This window comes from Halpernia sp., from assembly GCF_048269545.1.
In the GTDB taxonomy this organism is placed as follows: Bacteria; Bacteroidota; Bacteroidia; order Flavobacteriales; family Weeksellaceae; genus Halpernia.
Map to the genome: position 1 here is coordinate 79837 of NZ_JBLXIJ010000003.1, position 14396 is coordinate 94232.

14 protein-coding genes are annotated in these 14396 nt (G+C 32.6%); 4 read left to right on the plus strand and 10 right to left on the minus strand.

What is annotated here, in order from left to right:
- Window positions 1-133: 133 nt before the first annotated feature.
- The 7 genes from ACN0WB_RS06100 to ACN0WB_RS06130 all read right to left on the minus strand — a co-directional run bounded on the left by ACN0WB_RS06100 (window position 134) and on the right by ACN0WB_RS06130 (window position 8930).
- Complete coding sequence (locus tag ACN0WB_RS06100) at window positions 134-1384, minus strand: CinA family nicotinamide mononucleotide deamidase-related protein (RefSeq protein ID WP_417429896.1); 1251 nt, start codon at window positions 1382-1384, stop codon at window positions 134-136.
- 67 nt (window positions 1385-1451) lie between these two features.
- Window positions 1452-2000 (minus strand): lipocalin family protein, encoded by a 549-nt coding sequence (locus tag ACN0WB_RS06105; RefSeq protein WP_417429898.1) that lies wholly within the window; start codon window positions 1998-2000, stop codon window positions 1452-1454.
- A 17-nt stretch (window positions 2001-2017) separates the two neighbouring features.
- Window positions 2018-2659: a ligase-associated DNA damage response endonuclease PdeM gene (gene pdeM, locus ACN0WB_RS06110; protein WP_417429900.1), complete on the minus strand. Its 642-nt coding sequence runs from the start codon at window positions 2657-2659 to the stop codon at window positions 2018-2020.
- Window positions 2656-5115, minus strand: coding sequence for a ligase-associated DNA damage response DEXH box helicase (locus ACN0WB_RS06115; protein ID WP_417429902.1), 2460 nt, complete (start codon window positions 5113-5115; stop codon window positions 2656-2658). The genes pdeM and ACN0WB_RS06115 overlap by 4 nt, the downstream gene beginning before the upstream one ends.
- Window positions 5115-6695 carry an ATP-dependent DNA ligase gene (locus ACN0WB_RS06120; RefSeq protein WP_417429904.1) on the minus strand — a complete coding sequence of 527 codons (1581 nt, stop codon included), beginning with the start codon at window positions 6693-6695 and terminating at the stop codon, window positions 5115-5117. The genes ACN0WB_RS06115 and ACN0WB_RS06120 overlap by 1 nt, the downstream gene beginning before the upstream one ends.
- Window positions 6692-7711 (minus strand): ligase-associated DNA damage response exonuclease, encoded by a 1020-nt coding sequence (locus ACN0WB_RS06125; RefSeq protein ID WP_417429906.1) that lies wholly within the window; start codon window positions 7709-7711, stop codon window positions 6692-6694. The genes ACN0WB_RS06120 and ACN0WB_RS06125 overlap by 4 nt, the downstream gene beginning before the upstream one ends.
- Before the next feature lie 13 nt (window positions 7712-7724).
- Window positions 7725-8930 carry an NAD(P)/FAD-dependent oxidoreductase gene (locus tag ACN0WB_RS06130; protein WP_417429908.1) on the minus strand — a complete coding sequence of 402 codons (1206 nt, stop codon included), beginning with the start codon at window positions 8928-8930 and terminating at the stop codon, window positions 7725-7727.
- Between the two features lie 284 nt (window positions 8931-9214).
- On the opposite strand from ACN0WB_RS06130, the gene ACN0WB_RS06135 reads away from it, so the two are divergent.
- Genes ACN0WB_RS06135 through ACN0WB_RS06145 form a run of 3 tightly spaced genes read left to right on the plus strand, consistent with a single transcriptional unit; the run spans window position 9215 to window position 10318 of the window.
- Entirely contained in the window at window positions 9215-9592 is a 378-nt protein-coding gene (locus tag ACN0WB_RS06135) for an STAS/SEC14 domain-containing protein (protein ID WP_417429909.1), read from the plus strand.
- Between the two features lie 16 nt (window positions 9593-9608).
- Window positions 9609-10124, plus strand: coding sequence for a pyridoxamine 5'-phosphate oxidase family protein (locus tag ACN0WB_RS06140; RefSeq protein WP_417429911.1), 516 nt, complete (start codon window positions 9609-9611; stop codon window positions 10122-10124).
- Window positions 10125-10159: 35 nt separating this feature from the next.
- Window positions 10160-10318 (plus strand): ferritin-like domain-containing protein, encoded by a 159-nt coding sequence (locus ACN0WB_RS06145; protein ID WP_417430101.1) that lies wholly within the window; start codon window positions 10160-10162, stop codon window positions 10316-10318.
- Between the two features lie 61 nt (window positions 10319-10379).
- Here ACN0WB_RS06145 and ACN0WB_RS06150 read toward each other — a convergent pair whose 3' ends face one another.
- The gene (locus ACN0WB_RS06150) at window positions 10380-11159 is read right to left on the minus strand and encodes a zinc ribbon domain-containing protein (protein WP_417429913.1); all 780 of its coding nucleotides are present in this window, start codon (window positions 11157-11159) and stop codon (window positions 10380-10382) included.
- A gap of 4 nt (window positions 11160-11163) precedes the next feature.
- Window positions 11164-12261, minus strand: a complete 1098-nt coding sequence (locus ACN0WB_RS06155; protein ID WP_417429915.1) for a Nif3-like dinuclear metal center hexameric protein — start codon at window positions 12259-12261, stop codon at window positions 11164-11166.
- Between the two features lie 134 nt (window positions 12262-12395).
- Here ACN0WB_RS06155 and ACN0WB_RS06160 point away from each other — a divergent pair, with 134 nt between their 5' ends.
- The gene (locus ACN0WB_RS06160; protein WP_417429917.1) at window positions 12396-13226 is read left to right on the plus strand and encodes an ion transporter; all 831 of its coding nucleotides are present in this window, start codon (window positions 12396-12398) and stop codon (window positions 13224-13226) included.
- A 62-nt stretch (window positions 13227-13288) separates the two neighbouring features.
- Here ACN0WB_RS06160 and ACN0WB_RS06165 read toward each other — a convergent pair whose 3' ends face one another.
- The gene (locus ACN0WB_RS06165) at window positions 13289-14386 is read right to left on the minus strand and encodes a peptidylprolyl isomerase (RefSeq protein ID WP_417429919.1); all 1098 of its coding nucleotides are present in this window, start codon (window positions 14384-14386) and stop codon (window positions 13289-13291) included.
- Window positions 14387-14396: the final 10 nt, after the last annotated feature.

Sequence of the window (14396 nt, forward strand, 5' to 3'; positions counted from 1 at the left end):
TGTCATTCCGTAGGAATCTAAGCAGTAAAGGTTTTCACCAAATACTAAAATAAATATTCTCGCAGATTTTACTGATTTGGCAGATTTAAAATAGCATCAATCTGCGTCATCTGCTAAATCTCCGAGTCAATAATCATTTCTCTTTAACTAGCAAAGTCACCAATTCCTGCACCACTTTCTGCGATACAAATTTCACAAAATCTTCCCGATCCAAATGTGGCAGAAATAATTTAAAATTTTCAGTTTTATTATTAATTCTAATTGAATAAAAAACCGTTCCCACGTCTTTTCCATCTTCACCTTTATTTGGTCCTGCAACGCCAGTTGTTGAAAGCGCAATATCAGTTTTAAATAATTCTTGACATTTCTCTGCCATTTCTGCGGCAACCTCTTCACTTACGACGGTGAATTTTTCTACTAAATTTTTATTAATTCCTAAAATATGAATTTTCTTTTCAGTTTCATAAGGAATTATGCCGCCTAAAAAATAACGTGAAACACCCGGAATAGAAGTTATTAGCCGCGCTAATTCTCCACCAGTGCAACTTTCTGCGGTTGAAATGCTCAGTTTTTTTTCAATTAAAAGATTCTGCAGAATTTGCTCAATTTTATCTTCGTTGGTCGCAATTACGCGGTCGCCAATGATTGAAACTGCTTTCTGAACTTCAGTTTCCAAATCTTTTAATAATTTTTCCTGATTTTCCCCACTCGCGGTTAAACGCAATTTCACGCGATTTCCAACAGGAAGATAAGAAAGTGAAATATGTTTTGGTAAATTTAATTCCCAGTTTTCAATATCATTTGCCAGCAAACTTTCTGGGTAATTTACCACAGAAATAATGCGGGATTCTATAAAAGGTAATTGAAATTTCGTCTGCAAAAACGGCACGATTTGGTTTTTGATAAAAGGTTTCACCTCATACGGAACGCCAGGCAAACAAATCGCAATCTTGCCATTTTCTTCCACCATTTGACACGGCGCCGTTCCATTAAAATTTTGAAATATAAAGGCTTTCGATAAAACTACGGCTTGGTCTTTATTGATTTCCAGTAAATGTTCGCGTTTTCTTTTTATAAATAACTGCGTTAAATGCTCGAAAGTGGTCGCATCCAAAACCAGTTCGTCATTGAAATATTCTTTAAAAGCAGTCTTGGTTTTATCATCTTTTGTCGGCCCTAAACCGCCGGTTGTAATGACCAGATCAGACATTTCAAAAGCGAGTTCCAAGGTTTTTTTTATGATTTCAATCTCGTCGGAAATGGTAAAGATCTGCACGGTTTTGATACCGATATTTTTCAGTTGTTCTGCTATAAAAGTGGAATTGGTATCGACTGTATTTCCGGATAAAATTTCATCACCAATGGTTATGAGCGCTGCTTTCATTTATTTGAGTATTAAAATTTGGAATAAAAAATATAAAAAAATTTAAATTAAAGTAATTTCAATTATTTTAATACTTAATATCTTGATTTACCCAAATCAAATCCTCAGTTTTAAAACCCAAAGATTTTGCTTTGGCTAAAAAGCGCTGTTTGTAAGAATCGGGAATAGTTTCATAACGCGACAAAATCCACATATAATCTGTATTCTTCCCAATAACTAAAGCATATTTATAATTTTCATCAATATCAATTACGTTGTACGATGCCCAAAATGGTCTGAAAAAAGATACTTTCAACTCACCAATATCTGGAGATTTTGCGAATTTTGCAATCCCAAAAGCATCTTTCCACTTATTTTTCTTATAATCGAAACCACGATTATCTACTTTCAAATCGCCATTTCCGATTGTAAAATAGGTCGCAGTAACATGATCTAGATTTTTCTCAAAACGATAATCTAATCTTGCAATTTCAAACCATTTACCAACATATTTATTAACATTAAAATTCGTAACGGCTTCCGCACCTTTTGGTAAACCAATCGCGCAAGAATTTAATAAAAATATTGCGGCAGCGCTTAAGCCTAAACCAAGTGCTATTCTACTGAAACTTTTCATTGTTTTTTATTTTAAATTTAAACTTCAAAAATTAGACCTTTTGTAAATGCAATTGCTTTAAAATTTCGCTTCAAGGTTTTCGTATCTAAACCAGTAAATTCACTAAAAGCCGGCAAAATCAACTGGTTTTTCGAATAAGAAAAACACGGCATTTTTACACTTTCTTTTCTGTTTCCCACAATCACGCCCGGATGAATGTGACCTGAAATAGTAAATTGTTCTTCTTGAATTTTAGGTTCGTGGATAAAAGTAAAAGGAGGAATTTCTAATTTATTCTCAATTAAATCAATACAGTTATCACAATAAAATTCTTTTTTAATTCTATCGTGATTGCCTTTTATCAAAGTAATTTTTAGATGAGAAAACTGTTTTCGCCATTCGCAAAAAATATACAGTTCAGAGTTTTTTCCTGCGTGAAATAAATCGCCTACAATCAATAAATGATGAACATCAAAAAAATCTAAAAGTTTCTCAAGGTTTTCTAAATCCTTTTGCAAAATATCGGTCGGCATTGCAATGCCATTTTTTCTGAAATGAGCGGCTTTGCCGACGTGCAAATCGCTTATGATTAATGCGTTTTCCCTTTTCCAAAAAACCGCACGTAAATTTGTAAATATTAAAATTTCATTTTCAATTTTCTTCTCTAAAACCTCGATCATTTTCCTTTCTTAAATTTCTTTTTCATTGACGCTTCCTGCAAACGTCGAATTCTATCGCTCAAATCTTCATTACTCATAGATTGCCGCAAACTGTCCACTTTTATGGGGAAACTCAACGGCGTGAAAGCGTTTGCAAATTTGAGGATAATTTTTGAATTTTCGATTCTTTCAAAAGCCTCATACAATCTCGCTTCATCAATCTGTTGGTTAAAAACCTCTGTGAAGGCCTGTTTATAAAGTAAATTTTCGGGATTATAGTCGCCCAAAACATTAAAAGCCAAACCTGCGGAAGATTGCAAACTTTTGTTACTTTTTTGTTGTCCGGGATAAGTTTGGATCACCATTCCGGAAATCACGGCAATATCACGAAATTTTCTTCGCGCCATTTCCGTCGCATTAATTGAACTTAAAACATCCTGAATTAAATTGTCTTTGCTTAAAATTTCTGCTAAAATACCGTCATCAATCGGGATTTCTTTCGCGGAAAATAATTCAAAACCGTAATCATTCATCGCCATTGAAAACGATAACTGCTCAAATTTACTCAAACGAAAAGCCATCAAAGCCGACATCACTTCATGAATTAACCGGCCTTCAAACGGATACATAAATAAATGATAACCTTCTCGCGTGTGAATAGATTCCACCAAAAATTCATCTTTTTTCGGAATTAAAGAACGTTCGCTTTGACTTACCAAAAGTGGATGGAGAAAAGTAAGTTCTTTTTCTGAAGTTTTTGCCGTCAAAGAATCTGATAATTTTAAACGTAAAAATTGCCCCAAATATGAACTCATTGGTAATCTTCCACCGAGATAACTGGGAACGCGCGCTTTTCCTTTTCCGCCTTTTACGTAAACCGTCATTTCTTTAATGTGAACTACTTCCAAAACGCGACCCGCCAAAATAAATTTATCGTCTTTATTTAGTTTTGTGATGAAATATTCTTCGATCATTCCCACATAACCGCCACTGATAAATTTTACTTTCATCATTGCATCACTCACAATTACGCCGATATTCATCCGGTGAAGCATCGCAATTCTGCGGCTCGTTACTTTATAAATTCCATCTTCAATCACCACTTTATGGAATTCTTCATAATTTTTAAAAGCGCCGCCGCCAACGGTTATAAACTGTAAAAGCGAATTCCATTCTTCATCAGTAATTAAACTGAAAGCAAAAGTTTTCTTAATTTGTTTAAAAGTTTCCACAGGTTCAAAACCTTCGCCAACCGCCAAAGTAACGAGATATTGCACCAAAACATCAAAAGTCATTACCATCGGAATTCTGGGCTCAATCACGTTTTGTTTTACGGCTTCTTTTAACGCGGCAACTTCAATTAATTCCAAAGAATGCGTGGGAACGAAATAAACTTTTGAAGTCTCAAACGGCGAATGTCCACTTCTACCCGCCCGTTGTAAAAATCTTGCAACGCCTTTCGCGGAACCGACTTGAATTACGGTATCCACAGGTTTAAAATCAACACCTAAATCCAAAGAAGACGTTGAAACGACCGCTTTCAAATAACCGGAACTTAAATTTTCTTCAATCCAAATCCGTAAATCTTTATCAATAGAACTGTGGTGAATGGCGATTTGTCCGGCAAAATCCGGATAATAACTTAATAGCAATTGATACCACATTTCCGCCTGACTTCTGGTATTTGTAAAAACTATGGTGGTTTTACTTTCCAAAATAATGGGCACCACTTTGTCCACTAATTTTCCACCCAAATGTCCTGCCCAAGGTAAAATTTCAACCTCATCCGGAAAAACCGGAATAATATCGATTTTCTTTTTTTCTTTGGCGACGATTTTTGTTTTCTTTAAATCATAAGGAATTAAAACTTCCAGCGCTTCATCTAAATTCCCGATTGTTGCGGTGATTCCCCAGATTTTTAATTTTTTTTGATAAGAAAATAATCTGCTAATTCCCAACTCGACTAAAACGCCGCGTTTACTTCCTAAAAGTTCGTGCCATTCATCAACAGCGACACATTTTAAATTTTTAAAATAACGCTGGTGATTTTTCTGGGCTAAAAGTAAGTGTAAAGTTTCTGGCGTTACCAGCAAAATATCCGGCATTTTTTTCACTTGTTTGGCTTTTTCTGAAAGAGGCGTGTCACCATTTCGAACTCCGACTGTCCAGTCCAAACCAATTTCAGAAATGGCGTCTGTCATTGTTTTTGCAATATCTTTTGCCAAAGCGCGAAGCGGCGAAATCCAAAGCAATTTTAAACCATCTTTATATTGTTTGGGATTGTTGAGATAATCAGTAATAATTGCCAGAAAAACCGAAAAAGTTTTACCAAAACCAGTTGGTGAAATCACCATTCCGGAATAGCCTCGGTTGTATTTATCCCAGGTTTTCAATTGAAATTCAAATGGCGAAAATGATTTTTCAGCCAACCAGTTTTGGATGATTTTATAACCTTCGGAATTTTGAAAATCTGTCATTAAGTAATTAGTTTTTTCACTTCTTCAATATCGTCAATTTCATCTACTTTTTTCTCGCGTCGCCATCTTACAATTCTCGGAAAACGAAGCGCAACGCCACTTTTGTGCCTTTTACTAAAACCGATTCCTTCAAAAGCAATTTCGAAAACGAGTTCGGGTTTTACCGTTCTGACTGGACCAAATTTCTCCAAAGAATTTTTTGTTACAAAACGACTTACTTCCATTATTTCTTTATCCGTTAAACCAGAATAGGCTTTTGCAATTGTCACTAATTGGTCGTCTTTTTTAACGGCAAAAGTATAATCAGTGTAAAAACCACTTCGTCTTCCACTTCCTTTTTGGGCATAAATTAAGACCGCATCAATTGTTAACGGGTCAACTTTCCATTTCCACCAATCGCCTTTTTTTCTTCCGGAATGGTATTTTGAAGATTTTTGTTTGAGCATTAAACCTTCGGAATTATTATCACGTGAGGTTTCTCTTGCTTTTGCTAAATCTTCCCAATCTTTGCAAATTACCAAATCGGGAATTTTTATATTTTCTACAATATTGCTTTCAATTAAATTTTCTAAAATCAAACGACGTTCAACCAAATCTAAATCACGCAGATCTTTTCCGTCAATCTCGAGAATGTCGTAAACAAAAGTTTGAATTGGAATTTCTTTCATCATTTTTGCGGAAATTGTTTTTCGGTTTAAACGTTGTTGCAACACAGAAAAATTTAAAACCTGATCATCTAAAACGGCTAAAATTTCCCCATCCAAAACAAAATCACCGTCCATTTCTAAAAACGCCGAAACCAATTCGGGAAACTGATCATTTACCAATTCTTCACCGCGCGACCAGATAAAAACTTCGTCATTTCTTTTGATAAATTGTCCGCGGATCCCGTCCCATTTGTATTCCGCTTGCCAATCATTGATATCGCCCAATTCTTCGACGGTTTTTTCAATTGGATAAGCAAGACAAAATGGATATGGTTTAGAATTGTCTGGATTAATATTTTCGCCGGAAATTAATTCTGAAAAAATGGTATTTGCAACTTCCCATTTTCCCATTATTGAATGCATCAAAGTGCTGCTTTCAATTCCCGAATATTTGGCTAATGAATTTATTAAAATCTTTTTTGAAACACCAATTCTGAAACTGCCGCCAATTAATTTATTGAAAATAAAGCGTTCTGTATAATCTAAACCGTTCCAACTTTCTAAAACATATTCTTTTTTTTCTTCGTCGGATTTTGCTTTTAAATCTAACAATTCCTGCATCCATTGGTGCAATGGTTTTTCAATTAATTCCTCGGGTGCAGGTAAAATTAAAGAAATTGTTTCGCCCAAATCGCCCACGGAAGAATAACTTTCCATAAAAAGCCATTCCGGAATTCCGGTGATTTCATAAGCCCATTCTTTTAAAAAATTTGAATTAACTGGTCTTTTCGGGCGTTTTCCAGTAAATAAAGCGAGAAACCAAAGTTTGTCATTTTCATCTGCAATTTCTAAATAGCGCACAATTGCATCCACTTTTGCGGTGGTTTTATTACTGCTTTCTACTGCGTTTATGAGTTCAGCGAAGTGTTTCATATTTCTTCTCCTTTAGTAGTTTCCGTTGAACTTTCTTCTTCGTCGCCGAAATGCGTTTTTACTTCAAAAGCGTTGATGCCGATTTCATTTAAATATTTTGTAAAAACAGCAATTTGTCCGTGAGTGACATGAACTTTTTCTGCGCCAGTTGCTTTTATTGTATCAATTAAACCATTCCAATCTGCGTGATCGGAAATAGCAAAACCTGCATCGGCAGATTTCCAACGTCTTGAACCACGAACTTGCATCCAGCCGGAACAAAAAGCAGTTGCCCGATTCGGAATTTTTCGGATCATATTGGAATCTGATAAAGCCGGCGGAACAATTACAATTTCGCCTTTTACTTTTTTAATGTCATCGTGAAAATCTAAAATTTCATACTCTGGAAGTTTGATGCCACAACTTTCAATGGCTTCATTTAATCTTCCGATAGAACTATGAACGTAGATTTTACCAGCGCCTTCTACTGATTTCATTATCCTTTGTGCTTTGCCTAAAGAATAACCAATGAAGGTTGAAATTTTATCCTGACTTTTATTCAAAGAAACCCAATTCTGCATTTGTTCTGCATATTGTTGTGGAGTTAACCAATTATAAATCGGCAAACCAAAAGTACTTTCCGTAATAAACTCGTTGCATTTCACCAATTCAAAAGGAGTAGAAATTCCATCGTCTTGAACTTTATAATCGCCGGTAAAAACGGTGACATAACCTTTATATTCCATGCGGATTTGGGAAGAACCAACTATGTGTCCGGCGGGATGAAAACTCACTTTTACGCAGTTAATCGTAATTTGTTCATTATATCCAACGCTCTCGCAATTAATATCTTCACCAATTCTAATTTTTAAAATTGGTTTGGTAAAATGATGACAAATATATTTTTTCATTCCCCATTTTGCGTGATCACCGTGGCCATGCGTTATTACCGCTAAATCTACAGGTCGCCATGGATCTAGATAAAATTTTCCGGGAATGCAATAAATGCCTTTATTTGTAAATTTTATGAGATTCATAAAAATTAATTATTTATCTTCCGAATTTAAAATATTCTGCGAGTGGATGTTTTTTATTTTTTAAATAAGCTGAAGCCATTTCCATTCCGGTGACTGAAAATGTTATTCCATTTCCGCCAAAACCTAAAACAAAAAAAGAATTAGGAAATTTTTTATGTTCACCGATGTAAGGCAAACCGTCTTTTGTTTCTCCGAAAGTTCCTGCCCAAGTGAAATCTGTGTAAAACTGATAGTTTGGTTGAATTTTCTTTAATACTTTTAAAACTTCTTTTTCTTTTTTACCCAATAATCTATCTCGCTTTTTTGGATCTTTGAAATCTTCATCTCCTCCGCCGATTAATAATCTTCCGTCTTCGGTTGTTCGCATATAAATGTATGGAGAATCGGTATTCCAAAAAAGAGTGTCGTCTATTTTTTTTAAATTTTCAGGATTAACTTCACTTACCATCGCATAAGTACTTTTCAAATTCACGAAATTTTCTTTTATTAGAATTGTACTTTCATAACCCACACAATAAATTATTTTTTTTGCACTGATTTTAACATTTTGTGTTGTAGTAACTTCGTTAAAATCATTTTTAGATTTCACCGTTTTCAATTCTGTTTTATCAAAAATTTTCAACCCTTTTTGGGAACTGTATTTTAATAATTCATGCGCTAATTTAAATGCATCTACACTTGCGCCTTGCGTTGAAAGAATTCCACCTAAGGTGTTTTTTAAATTATATTTATCTAAAATTTGTTTTGGTTCTAACCATTTCACGGAAAAACCCACTTCTTTTCTCGCTTCAAATTCTTTTTTTAACCAAGAAACATCTTTCTTTTTAGCAGCAAAATAAAGTGATTTTTTTCTAGTAAATCCTGCTTCTGAGTTTATTTTTAAACAAATATTTTCTAAATCATCAATGGATTTTGAACAAGCTTTATAGGCTAAATCTGCGCCTTTTCTACCAATTTGTTGCTGTAATTCAAATAAAGGAACATCTATTTCATATTGTAACATTGAAGTTGTCGCAGATGAACTTCCATTGCATATTTCTCTTTTATCTATTAAAACCGTTTTGTAACCTTCTTCTATCATTTGGTAAGCTAAAAGACTTCCTGTAATTCCGCTTCCTACGATTAAAACTTCACATTCTATATCTTCTTTTAATGAAGGATAAGAATCGATAATCCCGTTTTTTACCAACCAGAAGGGTTCGTTTGATTTTAAATCCATAAAATATATTTTAAAAAATGTTAGCAATTATTGCGCCTTTAAAAGGATTACTTACTAAAAAAATATTTTAAGAAAATTTTAACACCAATAAAGAGAAAAATAATTTCTGTGGTGCAATAATTGAATATACATAAAAAGTAAAAGATCTTTTTAGCCCCGATAGAAGTGGCATCCTTTTTTAACTTGTCACAAGACAAGAGAAAAAAGATAGAACGAATAGCGGGAAACCAAAGTGATAATAGATAAAAACTTGACGCTTCAAAAAAAGATTAAAATTAAAAATTATGATTACCAATTTACCACAAACTCCCGATAATATTGTTGCATTTAAAGCAAGTGGAAAAATAACAAAAGAAGATTATGAAAACTGTGTGATTCCCCAAATAAAAGCAAAACTGAATGAATTTGATGAATTGAATTTTCTTCTTTATTTAGATTCTAGTTTAGGAGATTTTTCGCTCGGTGCAATGGTAGAAGACGCAGCTATTGGAATTAAAAATTTAACCAATTGGAATAGAATTGCAATTGTAACAGATAAAGTAGGAATTCGGAATATAACTGAAATTTTAAGCGTTATAATGCCCGGTGAATATGAAACTTTTCCTGCAGAAGATTTGGAAAATGCAATCTTTTGGTGCGCCAATGGAAACGAAAAAATATAAACGAAAAAAATGTATTATGTCAAAGGAAAATTTAAACCAAACAAAAGCAATAGAAAAATTAAAAGACTTATCTGAAAGTGCAAGAATTTGCATGTTCTGTACAGATTTAAGCAAATTACCAATTACCGCAAGACCGATGAGCTTGCAAGAAACCGACAAAGAAGGTAATCTTTGGTTTATAAGTGGAGATCAAAGCAACAAGAATTTTGAAATAAAAGATGATAATAAAGTTCAGTTATTTTTTATGAATAAAAGTAATTCTGAATATAAATCAGTTTTTGGAAAAGCTTTTATTTATAAAGATAAATCTACAATTGAAGAAAAATGGTCACCTTTAGCAAATGCTTGGTTTGATGGAAAAGAAGATCCAAATGTAAGTATTATCCGAGTAACACCCGATGAAACTTATTATTGGGATACGAAAGCTGGAAAATTAGTAACCATGTTAAGTTTTGTCACCGCTGCAATTTCTGGTAAAAAAACAGATAATTCTGATGGAATTGAAGGAAGTTTAAACGTAAAAAATAAATAACTTAAAAAAATAAAATATTATGACATGAAAGTATTATTAAATCACAACGTGATTTTATTGATCAATGTGAAGAAAAATTTAAAGATGTGGGTTCTGCAGATTTCTTAACAGGCTTAATTCAGGAACATGAAAAAATGGCTTGGAAACTGAGAAAATATTTTAAAGTAACTCCCGAAACAACAAGTAAAAAATAAGATTTTTTTCAAAAAAAACGTCCCGAGATTCGGGACGTTTTTTTTATATTTTAAGTTTAAATTAAAATTTAATAACGTTTTTCATTTTTTCATTTTCTTCATTTACCATTTCGTCATCTACCAAAATTTTACCAGAATGCTCATCAATAATAATTTTTTTACGTTGCGCAATTTCCATTTGTTTCTGTGGTGGCAATGTGAAAAATGAACCTTTTGGCGCACCTCTTTCTAAACCTACAACAGCTAAACCAGTTTTAGAACCATTGCGAATTCTTTGGTAAGAAGCCAACAATCTTTGGTCTATTTTCTTAGAAAATTCTTCAGATTTTTTTAATAAAAATTCTTCTTCTTTTTGAGTTTCTGCAACCAAAGTTTCCAATTCATCTTTTTTGTAACCAAGATGAGATTTTAATTCTCCAATTTTTGTTTTTAGTTCATCTAAAGTTTCTTTTTTGTGAGAAATTTTAGCATCAAATTCTTTCATTCTTTTATCCGCCAACTGGATTTCCAATTCTTGAAATTCAATTTCTTTGGATAAAGATTCAAATTCTTTGTTGTTACGAACATTATCTTGTTGCGTTTTGTATTTTTCTATTAAAGAAGCAGCGTGACTCATTAATTCTTTTTTGTTATTAATTTCGTCATTTTGCTCTTTAATTTCAGTGGTAAATTTTTCAGATCTTTTTTCAAGACCTTCAATTTCTATCTCTAAATCTTCCACTTCAATCGGCAATTCACCTCTTGTATTTCTTATTTCATCAAGACGTGAGTCTATAATTTGCAAATCATAAAGCGCTCTTAGTTTTTCTTCTACTGAAATTTCGATATTTTTCTTAGCCATATTTTTAAAAGAAATATTTTACGGGGTTTGTATCTTCCACAGATTTTAAGATTGCAAAGGTACTAAATTTTTGTGATAATTTTTCAAATAATTGTTGCACAATAAATTGCTCAGATTCAAAATGACCAATATCGCACAAAAGCATTTTATCTTCTACAGAGAAGAAATCATGGTATTTTAAATCACCAGTTAAATAAGCGTCACAATTATTTTTCATTGCTGCAGAAATTCCTGAAGCGCCACTTCCGCCTAAAACTGCCACTCTTTTGATTTTTTTATTTAAAGTTTTGCTGTGTTTAATAATTTTTAAATTAAATTTTTCTTTAACTAAATTTAAAAAATCTCCAGATTCTATTTCATTTTCAAACTCACCAAATCTTCCTAAACCAGAATATTGATTTTCATTTTCTAAATTAATAATTTGATGCGCCACTTCTTCGTATGGATGAGAATTTTTCATCACAGCAAGAATTTTACTTAATTTATAACTTTCAAATATGACAGAAATTAAATCTTCACTTGTGTTTTTTCTTTCATTTAAATTTCCAGAAAAAGGATTTGAACCTTCTATTGGTCGGAACGTTCCATCGCCAGAAATTTTAAAACTGCATTCATCATAAAAACCAATATTTCCTGCACCTGCTTTAAATAATGCTTCTTTTAAATTTTCAGAATATTCTTTCGGGACATAAACTTGTAATTGCTTTAAAGAACTTTTTTTTGGCATTAAAATCTTCTGGTTTTTTAAACCTAAAGTTTCACAGATTTTAAAATTAACTCCAAAATAATCATTGTCAAACGAAGTGTGAATTGCATAAATCGCAATTTTATTTTCAACAGCTTTTAAAACTGCCTTTTCTACATAATTTTTACCCGTAATAGATTTTAAACCAGAAAAAATAATGGGATGAAACGCCACAATAACATTCACATTTTTCGAAATGGCTTCATCTACAACAATTTCCAAAGCATCATGACAAATTAAAATTCCAGAAACTTCACGCTCTGGATTTCCGCAAAGTAATCCGACATTATCAAAATCTTCCGCTTCTTGCAAAGGGAAAAGATTTGCCAATTCTTTTGAAACTTCATTTACATTCATTTGTTTTTATCATCTTTTTGATTAAATGCAATCGCAGAAAATTTAAAATCAATTTCTAAAAATTTGCAATAAGCGATTTCATTTTAATTACGTAATTTTCACGAAGATATTAATTTGTTTTTAATTTTAATTGAATGAGACCTGTTCGACCAGAATATAATTATTTACCGGAGAAAAATCCCGCTTTAAAAAAAATCTACCGTATCATTTATTATGCGGATACAAAAGCCGGGAAAATTTTTGATGTTATTTTATTGCTATTAATTTTAATCAGTACCGCTTTAGCAATGATGGAAACTGTAAGTTTGATTAATGTGAAATACAATCACATTTTTTATGAAATACAGTTCGTCATTACTATTTTATTTACACTAGAATATGCTCTGCGGATTTTATCCATCCGAAATAAAAAAGCTTACATTTTTAGTGGAATGGGAATTATTGATTTTTTGGCGATTGCACCATTTTATTTAAGTTTAATATTTCCTGTTTTGCATTTTTTCGTGATTATAAGAATGCTTCGAATGCTTCGGATTTTTAGAATATTTAATCTTGCGGATTATCAACAAGATGGAATTTTCATCGTAAAAGCTTTAAAAGAAAGTAGCCGAAAAATTTATATTTTTCTTCTGTTTTTGGTAATATTCATCATCATTATTGGTTCTTGCATGTATGTGATTGAAGATGGGAAAAATGGTTTTAGTAGTATTCCACAATCCATTTATTGGGCGGTTGTAACAATTACAACTGTCGGTTATGGCGATGTTTCACCCGCAACTGCAGGCGGAAAATTTTTATCGATTATCGTAATGCTTTGTGGTTATAGCATTATTGCAGTTCCGACTGGAATTGTAACTTCTCAATTTCGGAAGCAAGCAAAAAGTGGAATTTCTTGTGAACGTTGTGGAAATGAGGAAAATGATAAAAATGCAAGATTTTGTAAAATTTGTGGTGAGAAATTTTAAATAAATAAAAAAATCGCTTCCAAAAATTGAAAGCGATTTTAAAATAAATATTTTAATTTTTATTACGGAACTTTCACAAGTTCTACATCAAAAACTAACCATGTATTTGGTGGAATTACGCCACCTGCACCTCTTGCGCCGTAACCTAAATCTGATGGAATTAATAAAGTCGCAGTTTCGCCTTCTTTTAATAACATGATTCCTTCGTCCCAACCTTTGATTACTTGTCCAACTCCAACGTTAAATTCGATTGGTTCTCCGCGTTTAAAAGAGGAATCAAATTCAGTTCCGTCCACTAATTTTCCTGCATAATGTACAGAAACCATGTCACCTGATTTTGGCGCTTTTCCTTCAGTTGTTTTTGTAATTTTATAATAAAGACCAGAGTCTGTTTTTTGCATTCCTGCTTTTAATTCTTCTACCATTTTTACTTGATTTGCTTTAAATTCTTCTTCCTTTTTTAATTTTTCTGCAGCGGCTTTCTCTAAATAAACTTTATTATTTTCTTGAATTTTAAATTTTCCTTCATTGAAAATTTTTGCTGCGTCATAATGTTTATAATCATTTCCTTTAGTAATAATAGAAACTTTTTCTAAAACCACTGGAACTACAGGTTTATCTTGCGGCCCTTTTTGCACGTTTGCAATAGAATCAATTGTGGCTTCACCTTTTATAACATGACCGAAAATAGTATGTTTTCCATTTAACCAAGGCGTTGCAACTTCCGTAATGAAAAACTGAGAACCGTTTGTATTTGGTCCAGAATTCGCCATAGAAAGTATTCCTTTTCCTGTGTGTTGCAAATCATTTTTTTCATCATCAAATTTATATCCAGGATCGCCCATTCCAGTTCCTTGCGGATCACCACCTTGAATCATAAAATCTTTAATCACACGGTGAAAAATAGTTCCGTCATAAAATGGTTCTCCCTTCTTTTTTGCTTTATTTTCAATTTTTCCTTCTGCTAAACCTACAAAATTAGCAACCGTAACTGGAGATTTTTTATCTTCTAATTTTACCAGCATTTCACCTTTAGAGGTTTTGAAATTGGCATAAATACCGTCTTGAAGTCCGTTGTAAGTGTCTTTGTCTATACTCAATGTTTTACAATTTATAAGTGTTAATAATAGGATTGAATAACTTAATAATTTTTTATACATAATTAATTTT

Excerpts from the sequence above, each read along its gene's own strand:
- ACN0WB_RS06100 (WP_417429896.1), bottom strand. The coding sequence starts at position 1,384 with ATGAAAGCAGCGCTCATAACCATTGGTGATGAAATTTTATCCGGAAAT.
- ACN0WB_RS06105 (WP_417429898.1), bottom strand. The coding sequence starts at position 2,000 with ATGAAAAGTTTCAGTAGAATAGCACTTGGTTTAGGCTTAAGCGCTGCC.
- pdeM (WP_417429900.1), bottom strand. The coding sequence starts at position 2,659 with ATGATCGAGGTTTTAGAGAAGAAAATTGAAAATGAAATTTTAATATTT.
- ACN0WB_RS06115 (WP_417429902.1), bottom strand. The coding sequence starts at position 5,115 with ATGACAGATTTTCAAAATTCCGAAGGTTATAAAATCATCCAAAACTGG.
- ACN0WB_RS06120 (WP_417429904.1), bottom strand. The coding sequence starts at position 6,695 with ATGAAACACTTCGCTGAACTCATAAACGCAGTAGAAAGCAGTAATAAA.
- ACN0WB_RS06125 (WP_417429906.1), bottom strand. The coding sequence starts at position 7,711 with ATGAATCTCATAAAATTTACAAATAAAGGCATTTATTGCATTCCCGGA.
- ACN0WB_RS06130 (WP_417429908.1), bottom strand. The coding sequence starts at position 8,930 with ATGGATTTAAAATCAAACGAACCCTTCTGGTTGGTAAAAAACGGGATT.
- ACN0WB_RS06135 (WP_417429909.1), top strand. The coding sequence starts at position 9,215 with ATGATTACCAATTTACCACAAACTCCCGATAATATTGTTGCATTTAAA.
- ACN0WB_RS06140 (WP_417429911.1), top strand. The coding sequence starts at position 9,609 with ATGTCAAAGGAAAATTTAAACCAAACAAAAGCAATAGAAAAATTAAAA.
- ACN0WB_RS06150 (WP_417429913.1), bottom strand. The coding sequence starts at position 11,159 with ATGGCTAAGAAAAATATCGAAATTTCAGTAGAAGAAAAACTAAGAGCG.
- ACN0WB_RS06155 (WP_417429915.1), bottom strand. The coding sequence starts at position 12,261 with ATGAATGTAAATGAAGTTTCAAAAGAATTGGCAAATCTTTTCCCTTTG.
- ACN0WB_RS06160 (WP_417429917.1), top strand. The coding sequence starts at position 12,396 with ATGAGACCTGTTCGACCAGAATATAATTATTTACCGGAGAAAAATCCC.
- ACN0WB_RS06165 (WP_417429919.1), bottom strand. The coding sequence starts at position 14,386 with ATGTATAAAAAATTATTAAGTTATTCAATCCTATTATTAACACTTATA.